This is a genomic window from Verrucosispora sp. WMMA2121 (assembly GCF_027460185.1).
In the GTDB taxonomy this organism is placed as follows: Bacteria; Actinomycetota; Actinomycetes; order Mycobacteriales; family Micromonosporaceae; genus Micromonospora; species Micromonospora palythoicola.
In genome coordinates, this window is record NZ_JAPZBH010000006.1 from 3165288 (window position 1) to 3188486 (window position 23199).

Genomic DNA, 23199 nt, shown 5'->3' on the forward strand with positions numbered 1-23199 from the left:
CCGCTCAGCCGGCGGCCATGCCGGCCCCCGCCTCGTCGATGGCGTCGTCGACCGTGTGCGCCAGGTCGATGTCCATCGCGGTCACCGCCCCGGCGTTGGCCGAGGCGACGGTCAGCACGGCGGTCGTCGGATCGGCGCGGCCGATCCGTGGCCCGCGGCCGGTCTGCTGGCGAAGCTGGTCGAGCCGGTCCAGCACCCGGTCCAGGTTGCCTGGCGGCAGCTCCAGGGTCCGGGACAGCGCGGTCCCGTCTCCGGACCAGTACGGCAGGTCGGTCAGGGCCGCGCGCAGTTCGGCCGCGGACAACGGTGGCAGCGCGCTGACCGGACCGACCACGCCGCCGCCGACCTCCGGCGGCTCCAGCAGTTGCCGCAGCTCGTCCGGTACGTGCAGTGATTCGATCAGATCACCGTCGTGCGCGGCGAGCGCGGCGAGGGTCGCCTCGGCCTGATAGCGTGCCTGCTCCGGAGGTCGACCGCTGATCCGACCCACCTCGGACAGGAAGCCGGCCAGATCCTGGCGTCGCTCGATGCCGTCCACCGGCACCACGTCGTGCAGCGAGGCGGGCACCGCCTCCAGCAGCCGTCGCCGTTCGCCGGCCTCCAAGGCCCAGGCCAGGACCAGCACCGTCGACTCGACCCCGACCTTGGCGGTACGGAAGTCGACGCCGGCGCGGCGCACGACGTCCTCGACCAGCTCGCGGTAACCCACCGTGGTGACCCCGGGCGCCGGCCCGCCCGGCTCGGGGCGGGGCCGGGGGTTCTGCGCGGAACCGGCCGGTGGGGGAGCGGGCCCGCCGCGCGTGGCGTCCGGTTTGTGGCGGCTGCCGGCCGGCGCCGGGCCGGCCCGCTCGTGCTGGTCGAGGTGGGTCAGTTGTTTGGACGCGCTCAGGCTGGCACCGGTGTCGGCGGCCCGCATGCCCCGTTCCCGCGCCTGGCGGGCCAGTGCCCTCCGGCGCTGGTTGTCGCCCTCCATCTGCTTACGCATGGTGCACACCTCGCTTCCGCTGGTGGTGCCGGGCTTCGTCGATGGCCTTCCCGGCGGTCGCCGGGCGAAACGATCAGTTCGGTGCCGGCAGTGGAGCCCTCGACCACGACGGCGAGGCTTCATCCGGCCGGGGTGAGGGCCGGTCACCCGGGCGGGGTCGACGATCGCGGTGGACCGGAGATCTTCCGAGGCACGGCGGAAGGGAAGGTCGTGATGAAGCGGATAGTCGAGATCGTCCCCGCCCGACCCGGTTGGTACGCGAGGTGGCGGCTGGCACCCGAGCGCACCCGCTGCTACCCGGTGAGCCTGTGGGCGCTGTTGGAAGAGGCCGACGGCGGCGGTCGCGAGGTGATCGGCGTCGACTGCGCCGGCCAGTGGCCCGGCGATCGGGACGACGGATCAGGTGCGGAGTTCGTCCGCTATCTGTTTCAAACGCCGGATTCGGGCGTACCGGAGGACGCGGAGCCGACCACCCGGCCCCACCGCAGCGGCCCGTATCCGGTCCCGGCTCCCTGAGCCATCCTCCGGCCCCCGACCCCTGGTCCCAGGGTCGGGGGCCACCCCTTCGGTGGCCCGGGTGGGTCAGCCGGCCGCCTGCGTGTCCCGGTCCCCGATGGCCGGGGGAAGCTCCAGCAGCTCGGCGAGCCCGGTGCGGACCAGCAGCTGGTGCAGTGTGGCGTTGACGCCGACCAGCCGCAGCGGGACGGAGCCGCCCCGGTGGGCGATCACGAACGCGCTCAACCCCGACGAGTCGCACATGCTCACACCAGTGAGGTCGATGACGAACTGCTCGAAGCCCTCACGCCGTAGGGCGGCCACGGCGTCGACGAGTTCCGGCGCGCTGTCGAAGTCGAGGTCACCGGTCAGCCGCAACTCCGCATGCCCCGTGTCGTGCCGGACGACCTCGATGACCAACAGCTGTGCCTCCATGCTCCCAGTACGCCGGTCAAGCGCAAGTCGCGGGGGCCAGGTTCTCCGGCAACCGCTAAGCGGTGACCGGGGTCTGGCCGTCCGGTTCGGTGCCGGCGGGCTCGCGAGACAGCAGGCCGGTGACCCCCGTCATGTCGAGGATGGTTTCGAGGAATCGGGGAACCGCCCGCAACCTCAGTCGGACGCTCCGCTGCTGCCCCTCGCGCCAGGCGTGGACGATGACGCTGAGCCCGGTGCTGTCGATGAACTGCAGGCCACCGAAGTCGAGTACCAGGGTGGTCGGCTCGGTGCCCATCAACCGGTCGATCTCGGCCCGCAGCGGCGCGGCGGTGGTGTAGGCGAGATCACCGACGACCCGGATCACCGGTGCGAGCGGAACGGACCGGTCGACGGACATGCTCAGCGGCGGCGTCGGGGGTCTGCGACCGTGGGACAGCAACGATCACGCCTTCCGCGGTGGCGGGCGGGCAGGGGCGCTCGGATCGTAACAACCCGTGAGCTGGCCCGCCTCTCGGACGGCCGCCGGTACGCGCCGCGACGCTCGCCCGGGTGGCGGCACCGGCAGAGCCGCGTAGGCTGGGTGCCAGGACGCGACCATGCACGCCGCTCGAAGCGGCTGCGGAACCGACAAGGAGCGAGGCTCAAGCTGGTGACAGGTGCCGACGTCAGGGACCTCGACCCCGGCGACGGACGGTCTGCCACGCCGAGCGTCGCCCGGGTCGCCGCCTGGCGTTCGATCACGTCCGCGCCGGCCACCGGGCTGCCCGCCCTGGAGTCGCCACCGGGTCAGCTCGCCGCCGACTGGCCGGAGATCGCCGAACATCTCCACGAGGGTGTGGTGGTGTGCGGTCCGGACGGAACCGTGCGGCACGTCAGCCCGACCGCCCGGCGTCTGCTGCCCGAGGTGGTCGTCGGCGGTACGGCCGCGGCAGTCGAGCGGCTGGCCTCGAGCGAGCCACACCTGAGCCGGCACGGCCGACGGCTACGGGTGCGTCAGGTCCCGTTGTCCGCCGGGCGTAGCTGCTGGTACGTCGAGGATGTCAGCGACCACGAGACGCGGACCGAGGAACTGGCGGCCGAGCGGTCCAGGTCGGCCTTTCTCACCACGGTCGGCGACAAGCTGGGCAATCCGCTGCACCCGGACCGGGCCGCCGCCGCGGTCGTCCGACTCGCCGTGCCGACCCTGGCCGACGTCGCGGTACTGGTGCTCGCGCCCCGATCCGGGCGGGCCCGATGGTGGCGCGCCCGCCAGGACGCCGACGAGACACCCACTGTCGATCGCGGGGTGCTCGCCGCGACGGAGCTGCCTCCGGCGATCGTCGAGAGTCTGCGCGGCACGTCGCCGCACACCGTCGACTGGCTGGTCGAGCAGGCCATCGACGCGGGCTGGTTGCCCGGTGTCTCCGCCGCCGAGGTGGCCGCCCGCCTGGTCCCGTTGCCGGGCCGGGACGCGCCCGCCGGGGTGCTGCTCGTCGCGCGGGGTGCGGGCGGCTGGTACGGGGAGGACGACCTCGACCTGGTCCGCGCCTTCGCCGCCCGGGCCGGTGCGGCGTTGACCACCGCGCTGCTCTACCGCGAACAGGCGGAGGTGGCCGACATGTTGCAGGCCAGCCTGCTGCCCGTCGAGCCGGCGCCGGCACCGGGTGTGCAGTGGGGTACGGCGTACCGTCCGGCCCAGGCCGGCCTGCGCATCGGCGGCGACTTCTACGGTTCGCACCGGCTGCCCGACGGTGGCTCGGTGTTCTTCCTCGGCGACGTCTCCGGCAAGGGGGTCGAGGCGGCGGTCTTCACCGGGCAGCTGCGTCAGTGTCTGCACGCGCTGCACCGGGTCGAGCAGCAGCCGGCCCGGCTGCTGCGGCTGCTCAACGACGCACTGTTGGAGACGACCCTGGCGCACGGACAGGGCCGGTTCGCCACCATGGTGCTGGGGGTGGTCCGTCCACACCGTGACGGTGGCCTCGGGCTGACGCTCGCCGGCGGCGGACACCTGCCGCCGCTGGTGCTGCGCGCCTCCGGCGAGGTGGAGCAGCTGCCGTTGAACGGCATGCTCATCGGTGTGGTGCCGGACCCGCGGATCGGTCAGGTCACCACACGGCTCGCTCCCGGTGAGACGTGTCTGCTCTACAGCGACGGAGTCACCGAGGCACGGGGCGGTCGGCGAGGTGAGGAACTGCTCGGCACCGATCGTCTGGTGCAGGCGCTCGGTGGGTGTCACCGGATGCCGGCGCCCGCGCTCGCCGAGCGGATCGAGCAGGTGACGTGCGACTGGCTGGCCCAGCGTGACCACGACGACATCGCGGTGCTGGCGTTGCGCGCCACCGGCGTCGGTGGCCGCCCGCAGCGGCACCTGCACGCGGTGCCGCCCGTGGCCGAGCCGGCCCCGGAGGCGACGGACCGGTGACCGCCGCGACCCGGGGCACCTCACCCGAGGCCGTCTATCCGGACTACCTGCACTGTCTCGCCGAGGCCGACGAGCACGCCGCCGTCGAGGTGGCGCGCGGGTTGCTCGACGCGGGGGTGGCCGCCGACCGGGTGCTGCTGGACCTGGTCGCGCCGGCGCAGGCCGAGGTCGGGGAGCGGTGGGCGCGCAACGAGTGGAGCGTGGCCCAGGAACACGCGGCGACACACGTCAGCGAGCAGGTGGTGGCGGCCGTCGCCGCGTACGCCGACGTGCGCCCGACCCGCGCCCGGATCGTGGTGGCCTGCATGGACGGTGAGTGGCACGCGCTGCCGGCCCGACTGGTGGCCGAGGTGCTGCGGCTGCGTGGCTGGCAGGTCACCTTCCTGGGGGCGAGTGTTCCCGCCGCGCACCTGGTGTCGTACCTGCACCGGTACGACGCGTACGCCGTGGCGCTGGCCTCCGCGCTGCCGATGCGGCTACCCCACGCGCACCGGATGATCGAGGCGTGCCGGCGCGCGGACGTGCCGGTGCTGGTCGGCGGTCGGGGCTTCGGCGTGGACGGCCGGTGGGCGCGGCGGCTCGGGGCGGCCTGGGCCGCCAACGCCCCCGCCGCCGCCGACCTGCTCGCTGACGAGCGGGCCCTCCGCGCGGTGCCGCCGGCCGACCTGGCGCACCTGGCCGACGACGAGTACGCCACCCTGGTCAACCGACGCGGCGAGTTGATCGACAGCGCCCTGGCCGAGTTGGCCCAGCGGTTCCCGGCCACCCGCGACCACACCCCGGCCCAACTGGACTCGACGGTCAGCGACCTCGGATACATCCTGGACTTCCTGGGCGCCGCCCTCTACGTCGACGACGGTTCGCTGTTCACCGAGTTCGTCGAGTGGCTGGTGACCATCCTGGACAGTCGCGGCGTGCCGGCCGCGGCGGTGGACGCGTCGCTGGCGCACTACGGCCGGTTGCTGCACGATTTTCCCCGGGCGGTGGACCATCTCCGGCGGGGCCGCGCGGTGCTGGCGGCGGTGGATCGGCAAGCTGCCTGACCGGAGCGTGCCGTCCGGCCTGCCGGGCGGGCTCCTTATACTTGCCGGGCAGCAAACACCCGTCTCCGAGTGGCGGGTGCGCACCCGGACCGTCTCGGACCGGCTGCTCGGGTACGGCTGTGACGTGGTGGAACCCGGCGGTCGCCGATCGTCCGATGATGGGCTACATTTCCGCCAGCACGGGGCCGGTAGGTTCCGTCCTGGCCGACCTGAGGCAGGTAGAGATGGGCGCACGAACCCTCGCTCCGGTTCGCATCCTGGTGGTGGACGACGACCCGGGCGATGTGCTCATGATCGAGGAGGCCCTGGCCACCTCGGACGTCGAGAAGGTGATCGACGTGGTCGGCGACGGCGAGGAGGCGATGGAGTTTCTCCGTCGCGAGGGCCGGCACGGCGACGCCCAACGTCCGGACGTGATCCTGCTCGACCTCAACATGCCCCGCAAGGACGGGCGTCAGGTGCTGGGCGAGGTGAAGAACGACGAGGACCTGCGGACCATCCCGATCGTCGTGCTGACCACCTCGAACGCGGACACCGACATCATCAGCAGTTACACCCTCCAGGCCAACGCCTACGTCACCAAGCCGATCGACCTGGACGACTTCAACGACGTGGTGCACCGGATCGACGAGTTCTTCGGCCGGGTGGTCGTGTTGCCCAAGCGGGTCTGACCCGCCGTCGCCGGCGAGCCGGACCCGACGGCCGGGTCCGGCTCAGGTCAGAGCCGCCACCACGGTCGCGGCCCGCTCCTCGTGCTGGGCGTAGGCGTAGGGGAAGGCGGAGATCTGCACCGCCTGGGCGGCCAGGGTCAGGCTCATCTGCTGCCATCCGGGCACCTGTAGCAGCGCCTCGTAGAACACGCGCGCCGCGTACGCCGGCCGCATCAGGTCCCGGACGCTGCCCCAACCGCTGCTGGGGCGCTGCTGGAACAGCCCGACGGAGTCGTGGTCCCAGCCGACGGCCTGGTGCGGGTAGTTCTGCGACTCGGGCAGCACCCCACTGGCGTAGTTGAGCAGGGTGCTCTCCTGCATGGCGGTGGCGACCGCGATCACCAACCCCTGACGCGGGATCTTCATCTTGACGCCGACGTCCACGATCGCCTTGGCGTTGTCCATCTGTGCCTGGCTCAGCCCGGCGACGGGCCGGGGGCGCGTTGGTTTGGCGGGGGCCTTCTTCTTCGGCTTCGGCTTCGCGGTGGGGGACGGCTTGGCGGTGGGGGAGGGGCTGGCGCTGGTCGGTGCGGGGGTGGGGCTGCGGTCGAGGGAACGGGAGGCGGCCTTCTCCTGAGCCGCGAGAGCGCGGTCGGTGAGCGCCTCGGTCACCCGGGGCGGCGGTGCCTCGTCGTCGTGCCGGGCGGCCACGACGGCGGTGGCGCCGAGGCAGCAGGTGACGCCGGTGGCCAGAGCCACCCGGACCGGGGTGGAGGCGAGCACCGCGCGGACACCCCGGCGCGGTGCGGGTACGGCGCGATGCCGTCCCATCATCCTTTCGGGTGATGCCTCGTCGGCCGAAGGGCTCGCCGGTTGCCCGGGGGTCAGCTGCTGGTCGAAGTCGTCGTCGGGATGCACCCGCCGAGGCTAGAAAGTTGACGGCCGACTGCCATCGGCCCGGTTGGTGGCATGCGTCACAATTCGCGGCTATCCGCCCGGTGAATCTCCGCGCTGTTCGACATACCGGACCAGCTACGCCTGTCCGTCCCTGGGTAAATGTCGGAAATCAACGTATAAAACAGGGCGGAAACGGGATCTTGCTGACGTCGATCGCGCCGCTCGGCCGCATCCGCCGAACGGACGAGGCTGAGGTCGGTCCAACCGGGGGCGGTGGGGGGCGGTCGGACCATGGGTGTGGCCGCGGCCCGTGGTGTCGGCCCGGACGACCCGAAGCCGGGCCCGTTCACCGCGCCACGCGGATCAGTGTCGGCCGTTCTCCGCCGGACTGACGGTGAGCCGGTGCCGGCCGCCGTCCTCGCTGGAGAACGGCCAGAGCCGGTCGGCGTGCTCGACCAGTTCGGTGAGCTGTTGTCGACTCAGCCCGACCGACGAGATGGAGGCGTGCACGTCGGCCCGGTAGCGGCCGTCGTCGTCGCGCCCCAGCTTCGCCTCCGCGCGTACCTGCACGGTGTGCGCCTCGTCGGTGATCCCGCCGGCCGCCTCCACCGCCGCGTGGTGCAGGCAGGACGCGAACGCCGCGGCGAGCAGCTGCGACGGGGTCAGCCCGGTGCAGTGCGGCGCCAGCGGCGAGGCGAGGGCGGTCGACAGCGCCTCGTCGTCGGTGTGGATGTGACCGCCCTCGGCGGTCGCGGCGGCAACCTCGTTCAACCAGGAACTCGGCATCGCGTTCCTCCCGTCACTCCCCGCCCGGCTACCCGGGCCCGGACGCGTGAAACCGGGAAGTCATCCGCCGTGCCGGCTCCACTGCGCGACGGCGGCGGCCTCGGTGACCTCGGCCGCCGCCCGCTCCGTCCACGGGCTCACCGCCGCCGGCCGCTGCCGTGGCATCAGCGGCTCGTGCATCGGCACGTACACCCGGGCGTCGACCGCCTCGGCCAGCAGCAGCGCGGCCACCAGGCTGCTCGGCCGCCGGGTCGGGTCGTCGGCGAGGCAGCGTTGGCACAGGTCGGTCACCTCGGCGGGCAGTCCGGGCAGCTCCGGCAGGGGCCGCGGCACCCGGGGCCGGTCCCGTCCGAGCAGCTGGCTCACGCTGTCCGCCGGGTACGGCAGGCGTCCCGCCAGGCAGTAGTGGAGGAGGACGCCGAGGGCGTAGATGTCGGCCGCCGGGGTCGCCGGAGCGCGGTGCAGCTGTTCCGGCGCCAGGTACGCCGGCGTACCGACCACGAAACCGTCGGGCGCGGTGTCGGCGGCGCCGGCCGGCGTGGCGATGCCGAAGTCCAGCACCTTCACCCCCGACGGAGTGAGCATCACGTTCGCCGGCTTGATGTCGCGGTGCACGATGCCGTGGGCGTGCGCGGCGGCCAGCGCGGCGCCGACCTCCGCGCAGACGCGCACCGCGATCCGCCAGTCCAACGGGCCGGTGCGCAGGTGCGCGGCGAGGGTCTGTCCCTCGGCCAGCTCCATCACGATGTACGGCAGCTGGTGGCCCGTCCCCGTGTCGCAGGTACCGAAGTCGTGCACGCTCGCCACGTTGGGATGCACCAGGCGGGCCGCCGACCGCGCCTCGGAGCGGATCCGCTCCACCGCGGCCGCCCCGTCCGGCTGACCCGGCGAGACCAGCTTCACCGCGACCTGCCGGTCCAGCACGGTGTCGTGCGCCCGCCACACCTCCGACATCCCGCCGATGCCGATGCGCTGGTCGAGCCGGTACCGCCCGTCCAGCGTACGCATCGACCGCCTCCTACCCTCGTGTCGCTCCGCCACGACGTGCGAAACCGTGGCCTGCGCACGGTACCCCGGGTCCGATCAGGGCAAACCCGCCTCGGACGGCGGCTGGTGCGTTAGCGTGCGAGCCGGGACGCCCGACGCGCCGGGCGGGCTGGAGGCGGAACGTGATGAGTGAAGTGACCGTACGTTTCGTCGGCGGTCCGGCCCACGACCTGGTCCGGTCGCTGCCGGCCGGCCCGGACGGCACCCCACCACGACTGTGGGTGCTGCGCCGCCCCCAGGAGGCGCCCACGCCGGCAGCGGACCATCTCTACGTGCGGCAACGCCCCGACGGCTCGGGAACCTGGTCCATGCGTTTCGTCCGGACCGACCCGGTCGGCGTGACCGAGTGACCCGACACCGACCGCACCCCGGCCCGACCGCACAGCTGGCACACAGCCGCCACACAAGCGCCACCAAGTGCGCGGCAGCACCATGGCAGCCATGAGGATCTCCGACGGTGCCGGACTGGATCGGGTGGAGCTGCGCCGACCGGACGGTGAGCCGGTCCGGGTGCTGGTCGTCGACGACGAGCCGACCCTGACCGACCTGCTGTCGATGGCGCTGCGCTACGAGGGCTGGCAGGTGCGTACGGCGGCCGACGGCATGGCGGCGCTACGCGCCGCCCGACAGTTCCGACCCGACGCGGTGGTGCTCGACGTGATGCTGCCCGACCTGGACGGTCTCCAGGTCCTGCGCAAGCTGCGGGCGGACAACGATAGCGTGCCGGTGCTCTTCCTCACCGCCCGGGACGCGGTCGAGGAGCGCGTCGCCGGGCTGACCGTCGGCGGCGACGACTACGTGACCAAGCCGTTCAGCCTCGAGGAGGTCATCGCCCGGTTGCGCGCGCTGCTGCGCCGCTCCGGCTTCGCGGTGGCCACCCGTACGGAGGCGATGCTCACCGTGGGTGACCTCACCCTCGACGAGGACAGCCACGAGGTACGCCGGGACGGGCAACTGGTCACCCTCACCGCCACCGAGTTCGAGCTGCTGCGGTACCTGATGCGCAACCCCCGCCGGGTGCTCAGCAAGGCACAGATCCTCGACCGGGTGTGGAACTACGACTTCGGTGGCCAGGCCAACGTCGTCGAGCTGTACATCTCGTACCTGCGGAAGAAGATCGACGCCGGCCGCCAGCCGATGATCCACACACTGCGCGGAGCCGGGTACCTGCTCAAGCCGGCGGAGTGACCGGGGTGCGCCGGTGGCTGGCCGGCTGGTCGCTGCGGACCCGCCTGGTGCTGACCCTGGTGGCGCTGCTCGCCGTGGTCAGCCTGGCCATCGGCGGTCTCACCACCGTGGCGCTGCGGCAGTTCCTGATCTCCCGGGTGGACGAGCAGTTGCGCTTCACGCCCGGCGGGCGGCCCACCGCGCCGTGGGAACCCGGCCCCGGCACCGGCCCGTGGGGCGATGTGCGGGTGCCGCGCGGCTTCCCGCCCGGCACGATCAGCGCCCAGGTCGTCGACGGCCGGGTCACCGAGGCGTGGACGCTTGTCGGTCGACAGGAGCAGTCGGTACCGGTCGACCAGGTGCGGGCGCTGGCCGAGGTGCCCACCGACGGCCGGGCGCACAGCGTCGGCCTGGGCGAGCGGGGCGGCTACCGGGTGGTGGCCCGGCGGTCGGCCACCGGGACGGTGCGGGTGCTGGGCGTGCCGCTGGCCGGCGTGCAGGAGACCGTCTGGGCGCTGGTGGCCGCGCAGGCCGGGGTCACCGCCGTCGGCCTGCTGGTCGCCGGCACCGCCGGGGCGCTGATCGTCCGGGCCACGCTGCGCCCGCTGCGCCGGGTGGCCGCCACCGCAGCCCGGGTCAGTGAGCTACCGCTCGACCGGGGCGAGGTGGCGCTCTCCGACCGGGTGCCGGCCGCCGACACCGACCCGCGTACCGAGGTGGGCCAGGTCGGCGCCGCGCTCAACCGGATGCTCGGCCACGTCGCCGCCGCCCTCGCCGCCCGGCAGGCCAGCGAGACCCGGGTACGCCAGTTCGTCGCCGACGCCAGTCACGAACTGCGTACCCCGCTGGCGGCGATCCGTGGCTACGCCGAGGTGGCTCGCCGGGGCCGGGACGAGGTGCCGACCGACGTGGCCCACGCGCTGCGCCGGGTCGAGTCGGAGAGCACCCGGATGACCAGCCTCGTCGACGATCTGCTGCTGCTCGCCCGGCTGGACTCCGGTCGACCCCTCGCGGTCGAACCGGTCGACCTCACCGCGCTGGTGGTGGACGCCGTCAGCGACGCGCACGTGGCCGGCCCCGAGCACCGCTGGCAGCTCGACCTGCCCGAGACGGTGATCCGGGTGCCCGGCGACCCCGCCCGGCTGCACCAGGTGCTGGCCAACCTGCTGACCAACGCCCGGGTGCACACACCGCCCGGCAGCACCGTCACCACCAGCCTGCGCCGAACCGGCGAAGCCGCCGAGATCAGCGTGGCCGACGACGGCCCCGGGGTACCTCCCGAGCTGCGGCCGGAGGTGTTCGAACGCTTCGCCCGCGGCGACAGCTCCCGGTCCCGCGCGCACGGCAGCACCGGCCTCGGCCTGGCCATCGTCGTCGCCGTGGTGGAGGCGCACCACGGCACCGTCGCCCTGGACTCCCGGCCGGGCCGCACCGTGTTCACCGTCCGGCTGCCCAACTCCACAGCCCACGCATAGGCGAGGCACGGCGACCCGACAGTTGCCCGGCCGAGGCTGGCCGGCATGGACAACACAGGCAACCCGTCGCACCCGACCGGTGCATCCACCGCGTCGCCGACCCCGGCGAGGCCGGACCCCGCCTGGGTGCGGCCGGCCCTGGCCGCGCTGCTGCTGGCCACCGGGCTGCTCTACCTGTGGGGTCTGGGCGCCTCCGGCTGGGCCAACTCCTACTACGCCGCCGCGGCGCAGGCCGGCTCGCAGGACTGGACGGCCTTCTTCTACGGCTCGTCGGACGCGGCCAACTCGATCACCGTCGACAAGACACCCGCGTCGCTGTGGCTGATGGCGCTCTCCGTCCGCCTGTTCGGTCTGAACAGCTGGGCGCTGCTGGTGCCGCAGGCACTCTGCGGGGTGGCCACGGTCGGCCTGCTGTACGCCGCGGTGCGCCGATGGTACGGGCCGGTCGCCGGCCTGATCGCCGGCGTGGTGCTCGCGGTGACGCCGGTGGCCACCCTGATGTTCCGGTTCAACAATCCGGACGCGTTGCTGGTGCTGCTGCTGGTCGCCGCCGCGTACGCCATGGTCCGCGCCCTGGAGACGGCGAGCACCCGGTGGTTGGTGCTGGCCGGCACCCTGGTCGGCTTCGGCTTCCTGACCAAGATGCTGCAGGCGTTCCTGGTGCTGCCGGTCTTCGCGGCGGTGTACCTGGTCGCCGCGCCGACCACGCCGGGCCGCCGGCTGCGGCAGGTGCTGATCGGCGGGCTGGCGGTGGTGGTGGCCGCCGGGTGGTGGGTGCTGGTGGTGGAGCTGGTGCCCGCCGAGCACCGCCCCTACATCGGCGGGTCGCAGTCCGACAGCGTGCTGGAACTGACCCTCGGCTACAACGGCCTCGGCCGGATCACCGGCACCGAGGTGGGCAGCGTCGGCGGTGGCGGCGGCCCGTTCTCCGGGCAGGCCGGCCCGTTGCGCATGTTCGGTACGCAGGTCGGTGGGCAGATCTCCTGGCTGCTGCCGGCCGCACTGATCCTGCTGGTGGCCGGGCTGGCGCTGGCCGGCCGGGCGGCGCGTACCGACCGGGCGCGGGCCGGGCTGCTGCTCTGGGGCGGCTGGCTGCTGGTCACCGGCGGCATCTTCAGCTACATGTCCGGCATCTTCCACGAGTACTACACGGTGGCGCTGGCACCGGCGGTCGCCGCGCTGGTCGGCATCGGCGCGACCCTGCTCTGGCAGGCCCGCACCGTCGCGTCGAGGGCGCGCCGGATCGCGTCCACCCTGGTCCTCGCCGGCACCGTCGCCGTCACCGCGGTGTGGTCGGCGACGCTTCTGGGCCGTACCGCCGAGTGGTACCCGTGGCTCCGTACCGCCGTCCTGGCCGGCGGGCTGATCGCGGTGCCGGCGCTGCTGCTGGCCCACCGGCTGGTCCGGCGCGCGGCCGTCCCGGCACTGCTGGTCGGTGCGGCGGTGGCGCTGGTCGGGCCGGCCGCGTACGCGATGCAGACCGCGGCCACCCCGCACACCGGCGCGATCCCGGCGGCCGGTCCCCAGGCGCGCGGCGGCTTCGGACCGGGCGGGGGCGGACGTATCACCGCCGGCCCCGACGCAGGCCGTCCGTCCGGCCGCTTCGACGGCACCGGTCGGCCCGGCGACGGTCGGTCCGGCTTCGACCCGCCGGGTACCAGCGCCGGTACCGGCCGGACCGACGGGCGACCGGCCACCGGCCCGGCCGAGGGCCGTCAGGTTCCCGGCGGTGCGGCCTCCGATCAGGTCCGGGGTGGACCGGGTGCGGCCGGACGGACCGGAGCGAACCGTGGCGGCCCGGGCGGTCTGCTCGACTCCCGCGAGCCGAGCGCCGAACTGCGGGAGCTGCTCGAACGCGACGGCGACGACTACACCTGGATCGCGGCCACCGTCGGCTCCAACAACGCCTCCGGCTACCAGCTGGCTACCGGCCGGCCGGTGATGGCGGTGGGCGGCTTCAACGGCAGCGACCCGTCGCCCACGCTGGAGCAGTTCCAGCGGTACGTCGCCGAGGGCAGGATCCACTGGTTCGTCGGCGGGGGTGGCTTCCGGAACACCAACGGCGGTAGCTCCGCCTCCTCGGAGATCGCCGCCTGGGTCGCGGCGAACTTCCCGGCGCAGACCGTCGACGAGGTCAGCCTCTACGACGTGAGCAGCGGAAGGCAGGGGTGACCGCGATGATCACCTCGATCGAGTCCCGGACCGCCGTGCCCGCCCGACCCGGCACGTCGACCCCGGTGCTGGATGTCGTCGTCCCGGTCCACAACGAGGAGGTCGACCTCGGCCCGTGCGTCCGACGACTGCACGGCCACCTCGCCGAGCACTTCCCGTACCCGTTCCGGATCACCATCGCCGACAACGCCAGCATCGACGGCACCCTGGCCGTGGCCGAGGCCCTCACCGCCGAGCTGCCCGAGGTCCGGGTACGGCACCTGGCGGCCAAGGGCCGTGGCCGGGCCCTACGGGCGGCCTGGACGGCGTCGGACGCGCCGGTGCTGGCGTACATGGACGTGGACCTCTCCACCGATCTGGCGGCGCTGCTGCCGCTGGTCGCGCCGCTGATCTCGGGTCACTCCGACGTGGCCATCGGTACCCGGCTGGCGCGTACCGCCCGGGTGGTGCGCGGTGCCCGGCGGGAGGTCATCTCCCGGACGTACAACCTGCTGCTGCGCGGCACCCTGGCCGTCCGGTTCTCCGACGCGCAGTGCGGGTTCAAGGCCATCCGGGCGGACGTGGCACGCGAGCTGCTGCCACTGGTGCAGGACGCCGGCTGGTTCTTCGACACCGAGCTGCTGGTGTTGGCACAGCGGGCCGGGCTGCGCATCCACGAGGTGCCGGTGGACTGGATCGACGACCCGGACAGCCGGGTCGACGTGGTCGCCACCGCCCTGGCCGATCTTCGCGGCATCGGTCGCCTCGGCCGGGCGTTGCTGACCGGTGCGCTGCCCCTGGCCGAGCTGAGAGCGCAGCTCGGCCGGGCGCCGCTGGCAGCACCGCCGGAGCCGGCGCCCGCCGGACTGCCCCGGCAACTGGTCCGGTTCGCCGTCGTGGGGGTGGCCAGCACCTGCGCGTACCTGCTGCTGTTCACGCTGATCCGGACTTCGCTCGGTGCCCAGCCGGCGAACCTGCTGGCGTTGCTGCTCACCGCGGTGGCCAACACCGCCGCCAACCGGCGGCTCACCTTCGGCATCACCGGACGCCGGCACGGCGCCCGGCACCACGCGCAGGGACTGTTGGCGTTCGCCCTCGGCCTCGCACTCACCAGCGGTTCGCTGGCCACCCTGCACGCCGCCGCCGATCCCGGCCGGGCGGTGGAACTGGCGGTGCTGGTGGCGGCCAACCTCGCCGCCACCGTGCTCCGCTTCGTCCTCCTCCGCCTAGCCATGCACCACCACCCCTGAACCCCTTTTCCCGGGGAAGTGGGCGGTTGTGACCGACTGGGGGTGATGGGCGGCGTACGGTGGCATAGGTCCGGCCAGGCCGCTCGTATCCGAAATGTGAGCTACGGCGGTCGGAGTCGGTTTGTGACGGCATAGGGAAGGAGCGGTCGGTGAACCACCTGGCCTACCTGGACGCGGGATCCGGCAGCCTGATCGTGCAGGCGGTGGTCGGCGGAATCGCCGGGGTCGCGGTGGCGGCCAAGCTCTACTGGCGCAGGCTCGTCAGCCGGTTCCGCCGCCAGCCCACCGACCAGAGCTGACCCGACCCGATGGTGATCCCGGACCTTGGCCGGTCGCCACGGCCGGCCCCGCCGCACGTCGGCCCCCGGCCGGAACCCGGCTCGTTCCGCGACCCGGCCAACCGGGTGTTCCACGCCGGCGAGGACGTGCTGCGCGCGCTCGACCGGACCGCCGCCGAGGACTGGCGTGCCCTCGCCGCCAGCAGCTTCTTTCCGCCGCTGCTCGCCGCCGGCAAGGTCTGCGGCACCGAGGAACTGCCGGCGGAGTCGCCGTTGCGGGAACTGCCGTCCGGTCCGGCGGCGTCGGGCTGGGCGACGGTGCTGCGGCACGAGCGCGTCCCGTTCGTCTCACACCCGTACGAATGGTCCTTCGCCATGCTGCGCGACGCCGCGCTGCTGCACCTGGAGATTCTCCGGGCCGCCCTGCCGGCGGGCTTCACCACCAAGGACGGCTCGGCGTACAACCTCCAGTGGCGCGGCACCGAGCCGGTCTTCATCGACGTCGGGTCGTTCACCCCGCTGCGCGACGGTGAACCCTGGGCCGGCTACCGGCAGTTCTGCCAGACGCTGCTCTACCCGCTGATGCTCGGCGCCCACCTGGGGCTGGCCTTCCAGCCGTGGCTGCGGGCCCGGGTCGACGGCATCGAGCCGGAGCAGATGGGACCGCTGTTCCGGGGCACCCGCCGGCTGCTGCCCGGGGTGCTCACCCACGTCCACCTGCACGGCTCGGTGCAGCGCCGCAGCGCCGCCACCAGCACCGCCGACGTACGCGCCCAGTTGCGCGACGCCGGCTACACCCGTGAGCTGGCGGTCGCCACCGTGCGGGGGCTGGAGAAGCTGGTCCGCCGGCTGGACCATCAGCCGCCGGCCACCCACTGGGTCGACTACCAGCACACCTGCGGCTACTCCGGCGACGACCGGGCGAGCAAGGAGCGCTTCGTGGTCGCCGCGCTGAGCGCCGCCGGTCGGCGCCGGCTCGTGCTCGACCTGGGCGCCAACGACGGACGGTACGCCCGGCTCGCCGCCCGGCACGCCGACTACGTGGTCGCCGTCGAGCAGGACCCGGCGGTGGTCGACCGGCTGTACCGCACCCTGCGGGGCGAGGGTGAACGGCACGTGCTGCCACTGGTGATGGATCTGGCCGACCCGTCCCCCGGAGGTGGCTGGCGCGGTATCGAGCGGGCCTCGTTCGCCGCCCGGGCCGACGCGGACACCGTGCTCGCCCTGGCCCTGGTGCACCACCTGGCGATCGGGCGCAACGTGCCGCTGCCGGAGGTGGTGGCCTGCCTCGCCGGCCTCACCGCACCCGGCGGCCGGCTGGTGGTCGAGTTCGTCCACCCGGACGACCCGATGGCGGCCCGGCTGCTGGCCAACAAGCCCGACGGCATCTTCCCCGACTACCGCCGGGACGCCTTCGAGACGCTGCTCGCCGAACACGGCACCGTCGAGGATCGCCTGGAGCTGCCCTCGGGCACCCGCACCCTGTACCGGGTGGCGCTTCCGTGACCGACCGCCCCGGCACCGGAGCCGAGGCGAGCAGCCGCGGTGCCGCCCGGCCCGCCGACACCCTCGACGGCGATCCGACGCCTGACGGATCCGCGTCTCCGGGCGCGCCCCGGGAGCCGGCCCCGCCCGTACGGCGGTGGCGGGGCTGGGCCGGTTGGCGGGCCGAGGGCCGGCGGCTGCTGGAGGTCACCGCGCTGGTGGGACTGGTGGTCACCCAACCGCTGCTGGACATCCTCGGCCGCAGCCCGGACTTCTTCCTGTTCCACCGCGCCGACCGGGGTGAGATCCTGCTGCTGGTGAGCCTGGTCGCGGTGGTGCCGACGGTGGCGCTCGGGCTGGTGGGCCTGCTCGCCGGTCTGGCCGGAGCCGCGGCGCGCATGGTGACGCACAGCCTGCTGCTCGGACTGCTGGTCGCGGCGCTGGCGGTGCAGGTGGGCCGGCACACCACGCCGCTGCGGGGCGTACCGCTGCTGCTGGTGGCGCTGGCGGTCGGTGCCGGCGCGGCCGTCGCCCACCGGCGCTGGACGGCCCTCGGCCGGGTGCTGCGCCTGGCGGCCGCGGGCCCGCCGATCTTCGTCGGGCTGTTCCTGTTCGCCTCGCCGACCGGGCCGGTGGTGCTGCCGCTCGGCGACGGCGGCGTGGCGGGCACGGCGACCGGCAACCGGCACCCGCCGGTGGTCATGCTGATCCTCGACGAACTTCCGCTGGTCTCCCTGCTCGACGCCGCCGGTGGCGTCGACGCGACCCGGTTTCCGCACTTCGCCGAGCTGGCCGCCGCCTCGACCTGGTACCGCAACGCGACCGGGGTCAGCGGTTGGACACCGTACGCGCTGCCGGCGATGCTGACCGGCCGCTACCCGGCGGAGCCGGTCGCCCCGCACTACTCGCACTACCCGGACAACCTCTTCACCGCCTTCGGCGGGCTCTACGACATCCGCGCCGAGGAGAGCATCACCCGGCTCTGCCCACCGAGCCGCTGCGAGCAGCCGGTCACCCCGGAGCAGGGGATCGGCGTGCTGGTACGGGAGACGGCAGGGCTGCTGCGTCAGCTGACCGCCCCGCACGACAGTCGGATCGACCCGGAGGACTCCTACCGCGAGCGCACCGCGGCGGAGGCCGGTGTCGACGCCGCCGAGCCGGTGCCGACCGACCCGAAGTTCCGCTGGGACAGCCTCAACGTCAACCAGCCGGCCCGGTTCACCAGCTTCCTCAACGGACTGACCCCGTCGGCGCGACCGACGCTGCACTTCCTGCACCTGCTGATGCCCCACTCGCCGTGGGCGTTCCTGCCGTCCGGCGCACGGTACGAGGCCCCGGAGGACTTCCCCAACGAGGGTGACGGCTGGGTGGACCTGGCCCGCGCCCGGCACCTCGCCCAGCTCGGCTACACCGACCGGCTGATCGGCGAGACGATGCGTACGCTGCGCGCCAGCGGCCTGTGGGACGAGGCGCTGGTGGTGGTCACCGCCGACCACGGGGTCAGCTTCACCAAGGGGGTGCAGGGACGCGGCGAGGACGCGATCCGAGCCGCCGCCGACGAGGTGGCCTGGGTGCCGCTGTTCGTGAAGACACCCGGCCAGCGCGGCGGGCGGGTCGACGACCGCAACTGGCAACACGTCGACCTGCTGCCGACGGTCGCCGAGGAGGCCGCCATCCGGCTGCCCTGGCGGGTCGACGGTCGGTCCGCCCGACAGGCACCCCGCACCGACGCGGGCAAGGTCTTCTACGACCGGCCGTCGCAACCGATGCCGATCAGCGGCGGGGTGCCGGTCGCGCCGCCACCGGCACCCCCGCACCGGCTGATCGGCACCGCCGTGGGCGCGGCGCCGGCCGCCGGCAGCGCCCGGGTCGGCGGGTTGGGCGCCCTCCGCGCCGTCGATCCCGACGAGGGTGTGCTGCCCGGGATGATCTGGGGCACCGTCGGCGACGAGGTCACCGACGGCACCGAACTGGCGGTGGCCGTCAACGGTACGGTCGCGACGGTGGTGCCGGTGGTCGCGCCGGACCCGGGCGGCCGACGCTTCGCGGCCCTGCTCGCCGACGACCGGCTCTTCCGGGCCGGCGCCAACCGGCTGGACCTCTACCTGGTCGACCCCGACGGTCGGCTGCGCCAGCTGTCGATCTCCTGACCGGTCGGACGGCGCGGCCGGTACGTGCCGGATCGGTCCCGATCACGTCGCCTGGTTGCACATCACGTGTGCCTTTCGTGGCTGTCCGTCCCCGCCGTCCGGGTTTCCCAGCGCTTCGGTCGGGAATCGGGTGACGCATGCCTCACCGCCGAACCACGAGGGGCGGTGTCGCCGCAACCGCAATTACGGTAGAAGCGAAGGCAATTCAACGTAGATCTGCCGGCGAAGCGAGGAACCACATGACGGAAGTCAAGCTCGATCACCCCGGCGGGCAGCTGTCGATGCCGGTACATTCCGCGGTCGAGGGCCCCGCCGGGATCGGTGTGGGCAAGCTGCTGAAGGAAACCGGGCTGACGACGTACGACCCCGGGTTCGTCAACACCGCCGCCTGTTCGTCCGCGATCACCTACATCGACGGTGACGCGGGCATCCTGCGTTACCGGGGCTACCCGATCGAACAGCTGGCCGAGAAGAGCTCCTTCCTGGAGGTCTCCTACCTGCTGATCTACGGTGAGCTGCCGACCACCCAGGAACTGACCGAGTTCACCGAGCGGATCCGTCGGCACTCCCTGCTGCACGAGGAGATGCGGCGCTTCTTCGACGGCTTCCCCCGGGAGGCCCACCCGATGGCGGTGCTCTCCTCGGCCGTCAGCGCCATCTCCACCTTCTACCAGGACAGCCTCGACCCGTTCGACGCCGAGCACGTGGAGATGTCCACGGTCCGGCTGATGGCGAAGGTACCCACCATCGCCTCGTACGCGTACAAGAAGGCGATCGGGCAGCCGCTGCTGTACCCGGAGAACTCCCTGGGTTACGTGGAGAACTTCCTGCGGATGACGTTCGGTGTGCCGGCGGAGCCGTACGAGGTGGACCCGGTGATCGCCCGGGTGCTGGACATGCTCTTCGTGCTGCACGCCGACCACGAGCAGAACTGCTCCACCTCGACGGTGCGGCTGGTGGGCTCCAGCAACGCCAACCTGTTCGCCTCGGTCTCGGCCGGCGTCAACGCGCTGTTCGGCCCGCTGCACGGCGGCGCCAACCAGGCGGTGCTGGAGATGCTGGAGCGCATCCAGGCCGACGGCGGTGACGTGCAGTCGTTCGTCCGCAAGGTGAAGGACCGCCAGGACGGCGTCAAGCTGATGGGCTTCGGCCACCGGGTCTACAAGAACTACGACCCGCGGGCCGCGATCGTGAAGACGGCGGCGCAGGACGTGCTCGGTCGGATGGCCAAGCCGGATCCGCTGCTGGACATCGCGATGCAGCTGGAGGAGATCGCCCTCGCGGACGACTTCTTCGTCTCGCGCAAGCTCTACCCGAACGTCGACTTCTACACCGGCCTGATCTACAAGGCCATGGGCTTCCCGACGAAGATGTTCACCGTGCTGTTCGCCCTGGGTCGGCTGCCGGGCTGGATCGCCCAGTGGCGCGAGATGATCAACGACCCGGAGACCAAGATCGGCCGTCCGCGGCAGGTCTACACCGGTGCCGCCGAGCGGAACTACCTCCCCGTCGAGCAGCGCTGACCGCGAGCAACCTGACGCAGCCCGCACGACGACAGCCGCCGCACCCGGACCACGGGTACGGCGGCCGTCGTCGTGCGGTGTTCAGTGCGCCGGATGACCGTCGTCGTCCTGACCGGCAGTGGTCGGCAGGTCGCCGAGCACCTCGTTGACGACGTGGATGCGGGCGGCACCGGCCCGGTAGTCGGCGCACACCGTCTCGGCCCGGTCGCCGAGGCGGGCGCCCGGCCCGACACCGGTGACGGTGAGCCGGGTGCCGGCGACCGTGGTCACGGTGCCGGCGGCGACCAGCCCGGCCACCGGCAGCGCCCCGGCGACCACATGATCGCGCAGCAGCCCGCGCAGCTCGTCGGTGTCGCGCAGGAGCAGCTCGTCGAGATTGGTCCGGGAGAACTTCCCGGCGAACGCGTCGTCGGTGGGCGCCAGGATGGTCACCTCCCGGGTCAACTCCTCGGCGAGGCCGGTGGCGCGTACCGCCGCCTCGAAGGTGGTGAGCACCGGAATCCACCGCAGCGCCTCGCCGGCGGGCTGGTCGGCGAGCGAGGCGGGGTTGCCCGGTTCGGTGCCCGCGGGCAGCAGCTCGCACAGCGGCCCGGTCACGGCGGTTCCGGCCGGCCCGGCGTCGGCCCCGCCGGTGCCGCCGTCGGCCGTGCTGCCGACCACGACGAGCAGCACGGCGGCGAGGGCGGCACCGGCGATCGGCAGGGTCCGGCGCAATGCCGGCCTCGCGGTCGCGGAGTCGGTGTCGGTCATGGTGTCTCCACTCCTGCGTCGGGACGTACCGGCGGGCCGGGCGCGGGTCCGGCCCGCCGGTACGACAGGGGTCAGGCTCGACGGATCACAGCCGCGCGCACTGGTCGAACCGTGGGCCGCTGACCGCGTTGGCGACCTCGATGTTCACCGGGGCGGCGGCGTTGCCGGTGCAGCCCAGCGGACCGTTGACGGTGTTGCCGGCCAGCAGCGGGGCGACGCCCGCACTGTTGACCACGTTGACCGGGCCGCTGATCCGATTGCCGACCAGCAGGACCGGACCGGTCGTGCCGGTGACGTTCACCGGGCCGTTGACGGTGCCGGCGGTCAGCACGAGACCGGCCGCGCCGGCGGCGTCCACCGGACCGTTGATCGAGCCACCGTTGACGATCAGGGTGGCACCGGGCCGGACCCGGACCGGCCCCCGGACGGTGGCGTCGGCGAGGCAGGCCACGCCGGTGACCGTCAGCGGGCCGTTGTGGGTGCCGGTGCGCGTAGGCGCGATCCGCTCCCCGGCCACCAGGCCCTCGGCGGCCTGCTCGTCGAGCAGCAGCGGCACCAGCCCCCGCTCCGGCTGGGACAGCGGTACGAGGTAGCCGCCGGCCACCTTGACCACCGTCCAGCCGTGCGCGGCGAGCCGCTCGGCCACCGTGGTCTGCCGGCCGGCCGGGCCGTCGGTACGCGCACCGTGGTACTGCTCCTCGGTTAGCTGGTACGCGCACGGCGGCTGCGCCAGGATCTGGTCCGCACTCGGTGCGTCCAGCGGCGGCGGTGTGTCGCCCGGGTGCGGCGCCGGGTACGCCTCGATCGGGCGCGAGCCCCGGAAGACGATCCGGCCGGTGTTCGCCGACTGGAACCTGATCGCCTCGGCGCGGGCGGCGGTGATGGCACCGACGTTCGCCCCGTGGTACGCGAGGAACTGGTGGAACGTCCACAGTGCCGAGTACGTCTTGCGTCGGCGGTTGTTGGCGGTGTTGCCCTCGTCCGGCCGGGTGGGCCCGCCCGAGCTGCGCAGCTCCAGCAGGGAGTTGACCACGTTCTTCAGCCCGAGGGTGTTGCGCAGGATGGTCTCCTCGCCGAGGCCGACGTTGGCCCCGGTACACCCGTACGGGCAGGCCCACCAGCCGTCCCGGGCGCCCTGGGTGTACATGTGTCCCTCGATCATGTGCTGCGACCGGTCGAAGATCCCCTGTGCCACGTTCTGGTGCCGGGGCGGCAGCATCGGCAGGTCGCCGGTGTTGGCGTTGCCGTACTCGTGACCGTCGTAGCTGGCGATCGGCCGGTAGTCGCGGACCATCTCGACGAACGCCTGGGTCTCCGGTTGACGGATCAGCGAGTAGTCCCGGTTGAGGTCCTGCCCGGTGGAGTTGCCCCGGCTGTTGGCCGCCCGACCGTCGCCGTTGATCGTCGGGACGATCAGCATGGTGGTCCTCGACAGCAGGCCGAGCGTGGTCGGGTCGTCGGTGAACGCCAGCTGCCGGGCCATGATCAGGCATGCTTCGCGGTCACCGGGCTCGTTGCCGTGCACGTTGCAGTTGACCACCAGGGGGTTCGTCGTGGCCACCGCCTCCGGGGTCGCCGGTGGGGTGGGGTGACCGATGACGAACATGTTGATCGGCCGGTCCTGTACGGTGCGACCGATCTCGACCACCCGAACCCGGTCGCTCAACTCGTCGATCGCCGCCGTGTAGGCGTACTCGTTCACGTCGTCCGTGTACTGCGCGCCCAACGTGGTCTCCCACTGGGTACGCAGGCTCTGGCCGGGCACGTCCGGGTCGCCCCAGTGCCCCCGGGTGATGTCGCTGACCGGGTTCGAGTACGGCTGCTCGGTGCCGTCGAGGCGGGCTCGGACCCGCCACTGGAACCGGTTGCCGGGGGCGAAGCCGGCGTCGGCGAAGGTCGGCGCCGAGTTGTTGATCTGCCGGTTGGGCCGCCAGACGCCGACGATCACCGATGCTCCGGCGGCGGTGCCGTCCTCGGCGACCGGGGTGCGCTCGATCTGGTAATCGGTGGCCCCGTCGACCGGCGTCCAGGCCAGGGTCGCGTACCCGTCGCCCGGCACGACCGTGAGGTCCTGCACCTGGTGCGGCTCGGCCGCCGTCGTCGCCCGGGCGGGTTGTGCGGTCGCCGCGAGGGTGACGGCGAGCAGAGCGGAGAAGACACCGGCCGTTGTCCGTCTGTATCTCAAGGGGATCTCCAAACAGGAGGGATGGCTGGGTACGCACAGCACACCC

The 23199-nt window shown here is 73.1% G+C and carries 21 protein-coding genes; 13 read left to right on the forward strand and 8 right to left on the reverse strand.

What is annotated here, in order from left to right; all coding sequences use genetic code 11:
• Positions 1-4: 4 nt before the first annotated feature.
• A complete protein-coding gene (locus tag O7605_RS23160) occupies positions 5-985 on the reverse strand; it encodes a DUF2267 domain-containing protein (protein WP_269741106.1) in 981 nt (326 codons plus the stop codon).
• Between the two features lie 213 nt (positions 986-1198).
• Between O7605_RS23160 and O7605_RS23165 the strand changes: the two genes are divergently transcribed.
• Entirely contained in the window at positions 1199-1501 is a 303-nt protein-coding gene (locus O7605_RS23165) for a hypothetical protein (RefSeq protein WP_269742724.1), read from the forward strand.
• Positions 1502-1567: 66 nt separating this feature from the next.
• Here O7605_RS23165 and O7605_RS23170 read toward each other — a convergent pair whose 3' ends face one another.
• Positions 1568-1915: an STAS domain-containing protein gene (locus tag O7605_RS23170; protein ID WP_269741107.1), complete on the reverse strand. Its 348-nt coding sequence runs from the start codon at positions 1913-1915 to the stop codon at positions 1568-1570.
• A 55-nt stretch (positions 1916-1970) separates the two neighbouring features.
• The gene (locus O7605_RS23175) at positions 1971-2279 is read right to left on the reverse strand and encodes an STAS domain-containing protein (RefSeq protein ID WP_269741108.1); all 309 of its coding nucleotides are present in this window, start codon (positions 2277-2279) and stop codon (positions 1971-1973) included.
• 285 nt (positions 2280-2564) lie between these two features.
• Here O7605_RS23175 and O7605_RS23180 point away from each other — a divergent pair, with 285 nt between their 5' ends.
• From O7605_RS23180 to O7605_RS23190, 3 genes are all read left to right on the forward strand, one after another.
• On the forward strand, positions 2565-4316 hold the full coding sequence (locus tag O7605_RS23180; protein ID WP_269741109.1) for a SpoIIE family protein phosphatase: 1752 nt from the start codon (positions 2565-2567) through the stop codon (positions 4314-4316).
• Positions 4313-5359 (forward strand): cobalamin B12-binding domain-containing protein, encoded by a 1047-nt coding sequence (locus O7605_RS23185; RefSeq protein WP_269741110.1) that lies wholly within the window; start codon positions 4313-4315, stop codon positions 5357-5359. Before O7605_RS23180 ends, O7605_RS23185 begins: the two co-directional genes overlap by 4 nt.
• A 224-nt stretch (positions 5360-5583) precedes the next feature.
• Positions 5584-6030, forward strand: coding sequence for a response regulator (locus O7605_RS23190; RefSeq protein ID WP_269741111.1), 447 nt, complete (start codon positions 5584-5586; stop codon positions 6028-6030).
• A 42-nt stretch (positions 6031-6072) separates the two neighbouring features.
• Here O7605_RS23190 and O7605_RS23195 read toward each other — a convergent pair whose 3' ends face one another.
• The 3 genes from O7605_RS23195 to O7605_RS23205 all read right to left on the reverse strand — a co-directional run bounded on the left by O7605_RS23195 (position 6073) and on the right by O7605_RS23205 (position 8700).
• Entirely contained in the window at positions 6073-6927 is an 855-nt protein-coding gene (locus O7605_RS23195; protein ID WP_269741112.1) for a hypothetical protein, read from the reverse strand.
• Between the two features lie 342 nt (positions 6928-7269).
• Positions 7270-7692: an OsmC family protein gene (locus O7605_RS23200; protein ID WP_164447287.1), complete on the reverse strand. Its 423-nt coding sequence runs from the start codon at positions 7690-7692 to the stop codon at positions 7270-7272.
• 60 nt (positions 7693-7752) lie between these two features.
• Entirely contained in the window at positions 7753-8700 is a 948-nt protein-coding gene (locus O7605_RS23205) for a serine/threonine-protein kinase (protein ID WP_269741113.1), read from the reverse strand.
• A 164-nt stretch (positions 8701-8864) separates the two neighbouring features.
• On the opposite strand from O7605_RS23205, the gene O7605_RS23210 reads away from it, so the two are divergent.
• The 9 genes from O7605_RS23210 (at position 8865) to O7605_RS23250 (ending at position 20218) form a co-directional block, all read left to right on the forward strand.
• Positions 8865-9089: a hypothetical protein gene (locus O7605_RS23210; protein ID WP_099846198.1), complete on the forward strand. Its 225-nt coding sequence runs from the start codon at positions 8865-8867 to the stop codon at positions 9087-9089.
• 91 nt (positions 9090-9180) lie between these two features.
• Positions 9181-9927 (forward strand): response regulator transcription factor, encoded by a 747-nt coding sequence (locus tag O7605_RS23215; RefSeq protein WP_269741114.1) that lies wholly within the window; start codon positions 9181-9183, stop codon positions 9925-9927.
• Between the two features lie 17 nt (positions 9928-9944).
• On the forward strand, positions 9945-11381 hold the full coding sequence (locus tag O7605_RS23220) for a HAMP domain-containing sensor histidine kinase (protein WP_269742725.1): 1437 nt from the start codon (positions 9945-9947) through the stop codon (positions 11379-11381).
• A 45-nt stretch (positions 11382-11426) separates the two neighbouring features.
• On the forward strand, positions 11427-13553 hold the full coding sequence (locus O7605_RS23225; RefSeq protein WP_269741115.1) for a glycosyltransferase family 39 protein: 2127 nt from the start codon (positions 11427-11429) through the stop codon (positions 13551-13553).
• 5 nt (positions 13554-13558) lie between these two features.
• Positions 13559-14782, forward strand: a complete 1224-nt coding sequence (locus O7605_RS23230) for a glycosyltransferase (RefSeq protein WP_269741116.1) — start codon at positions 13559-13561, stop codon at positions 14780-14782.
• A 149-nt stretch (positions 14783-14931) separates the two neighbouring features.
• Positions 14932-15081 carry a hypothetical protein gene (locus O7605_RS23235; protein WP_155220336.1) on the forward strand — a complete coding sequence of 50 codons (150 nt, stop codon included), beginning with the start codon at positions 14932-14934 and terminating at the stop codon, positions 15079-15081.
• Between the two features lie 9 nt (positions 15082-15090).
• The gene (locus O7605_RS23240; RefSeq protein WP_269741117.1) at positions 15091-16566 is read left to right on the forward strand and encodes a class I SAM-dependent methyltransferase; all 1476 of its coding nucleotides are present in this window, start codon (positions 15091-15093) and stop codon (positions 16564-16566) included.
• On the forward strand, positions 16563-18695 hold the full coding sequence (locus O7605_RS23245) for a sulfatase-like hydrolase/transferase (protein WP_269741118.1): 2133 nt from the start codon (positions 16563-16565) through the stop codon (positions 18693-18695). Before O7605_RS23240 ends, O7605_RS23245 begins: the two co-directional genes overlap by 4 nt.
• Before the next feature lie 239 nt (positions 18696-18934).
• Positions 18935-20218, forward strand: coding sequence for a citrate synthase (locus O7605_RS23250; RefSeq protein WP_269741119.1), 1284 nt, complete (start codon positions 18935-18937; stop codon positions 20216-20218).
• An 81-nt stretch (positions 20219-20299) separates the two neighbouring features.
• On the opposite strand, the gene O7605_RS23255 is transcribed toward O7605_RS23250, so the two are convergent.
• Entirely contained in the window at positions 20300-20968 is a 669-nt protein-coding gene (locus O7605_RS23255) for a fasciclin domain-containing protein (RefSeq protein WP_269741120.1), read from the reverse strand.
• A gap of 85 nt (positions 20969-21053) precedes the next feature.
• On the reverse strand, positions 21054-23153 hold the full coding sequence (locus tag O7605_RS23260) for a M14 family zinc carboxypeptidase (protein WP_269741121.1): 2100 nt from the start codon (positions 23151-23153) through the stop codon (positions 21054-21056).
• Positions 23154-23199: the final 46 nt, after the last annotated feature.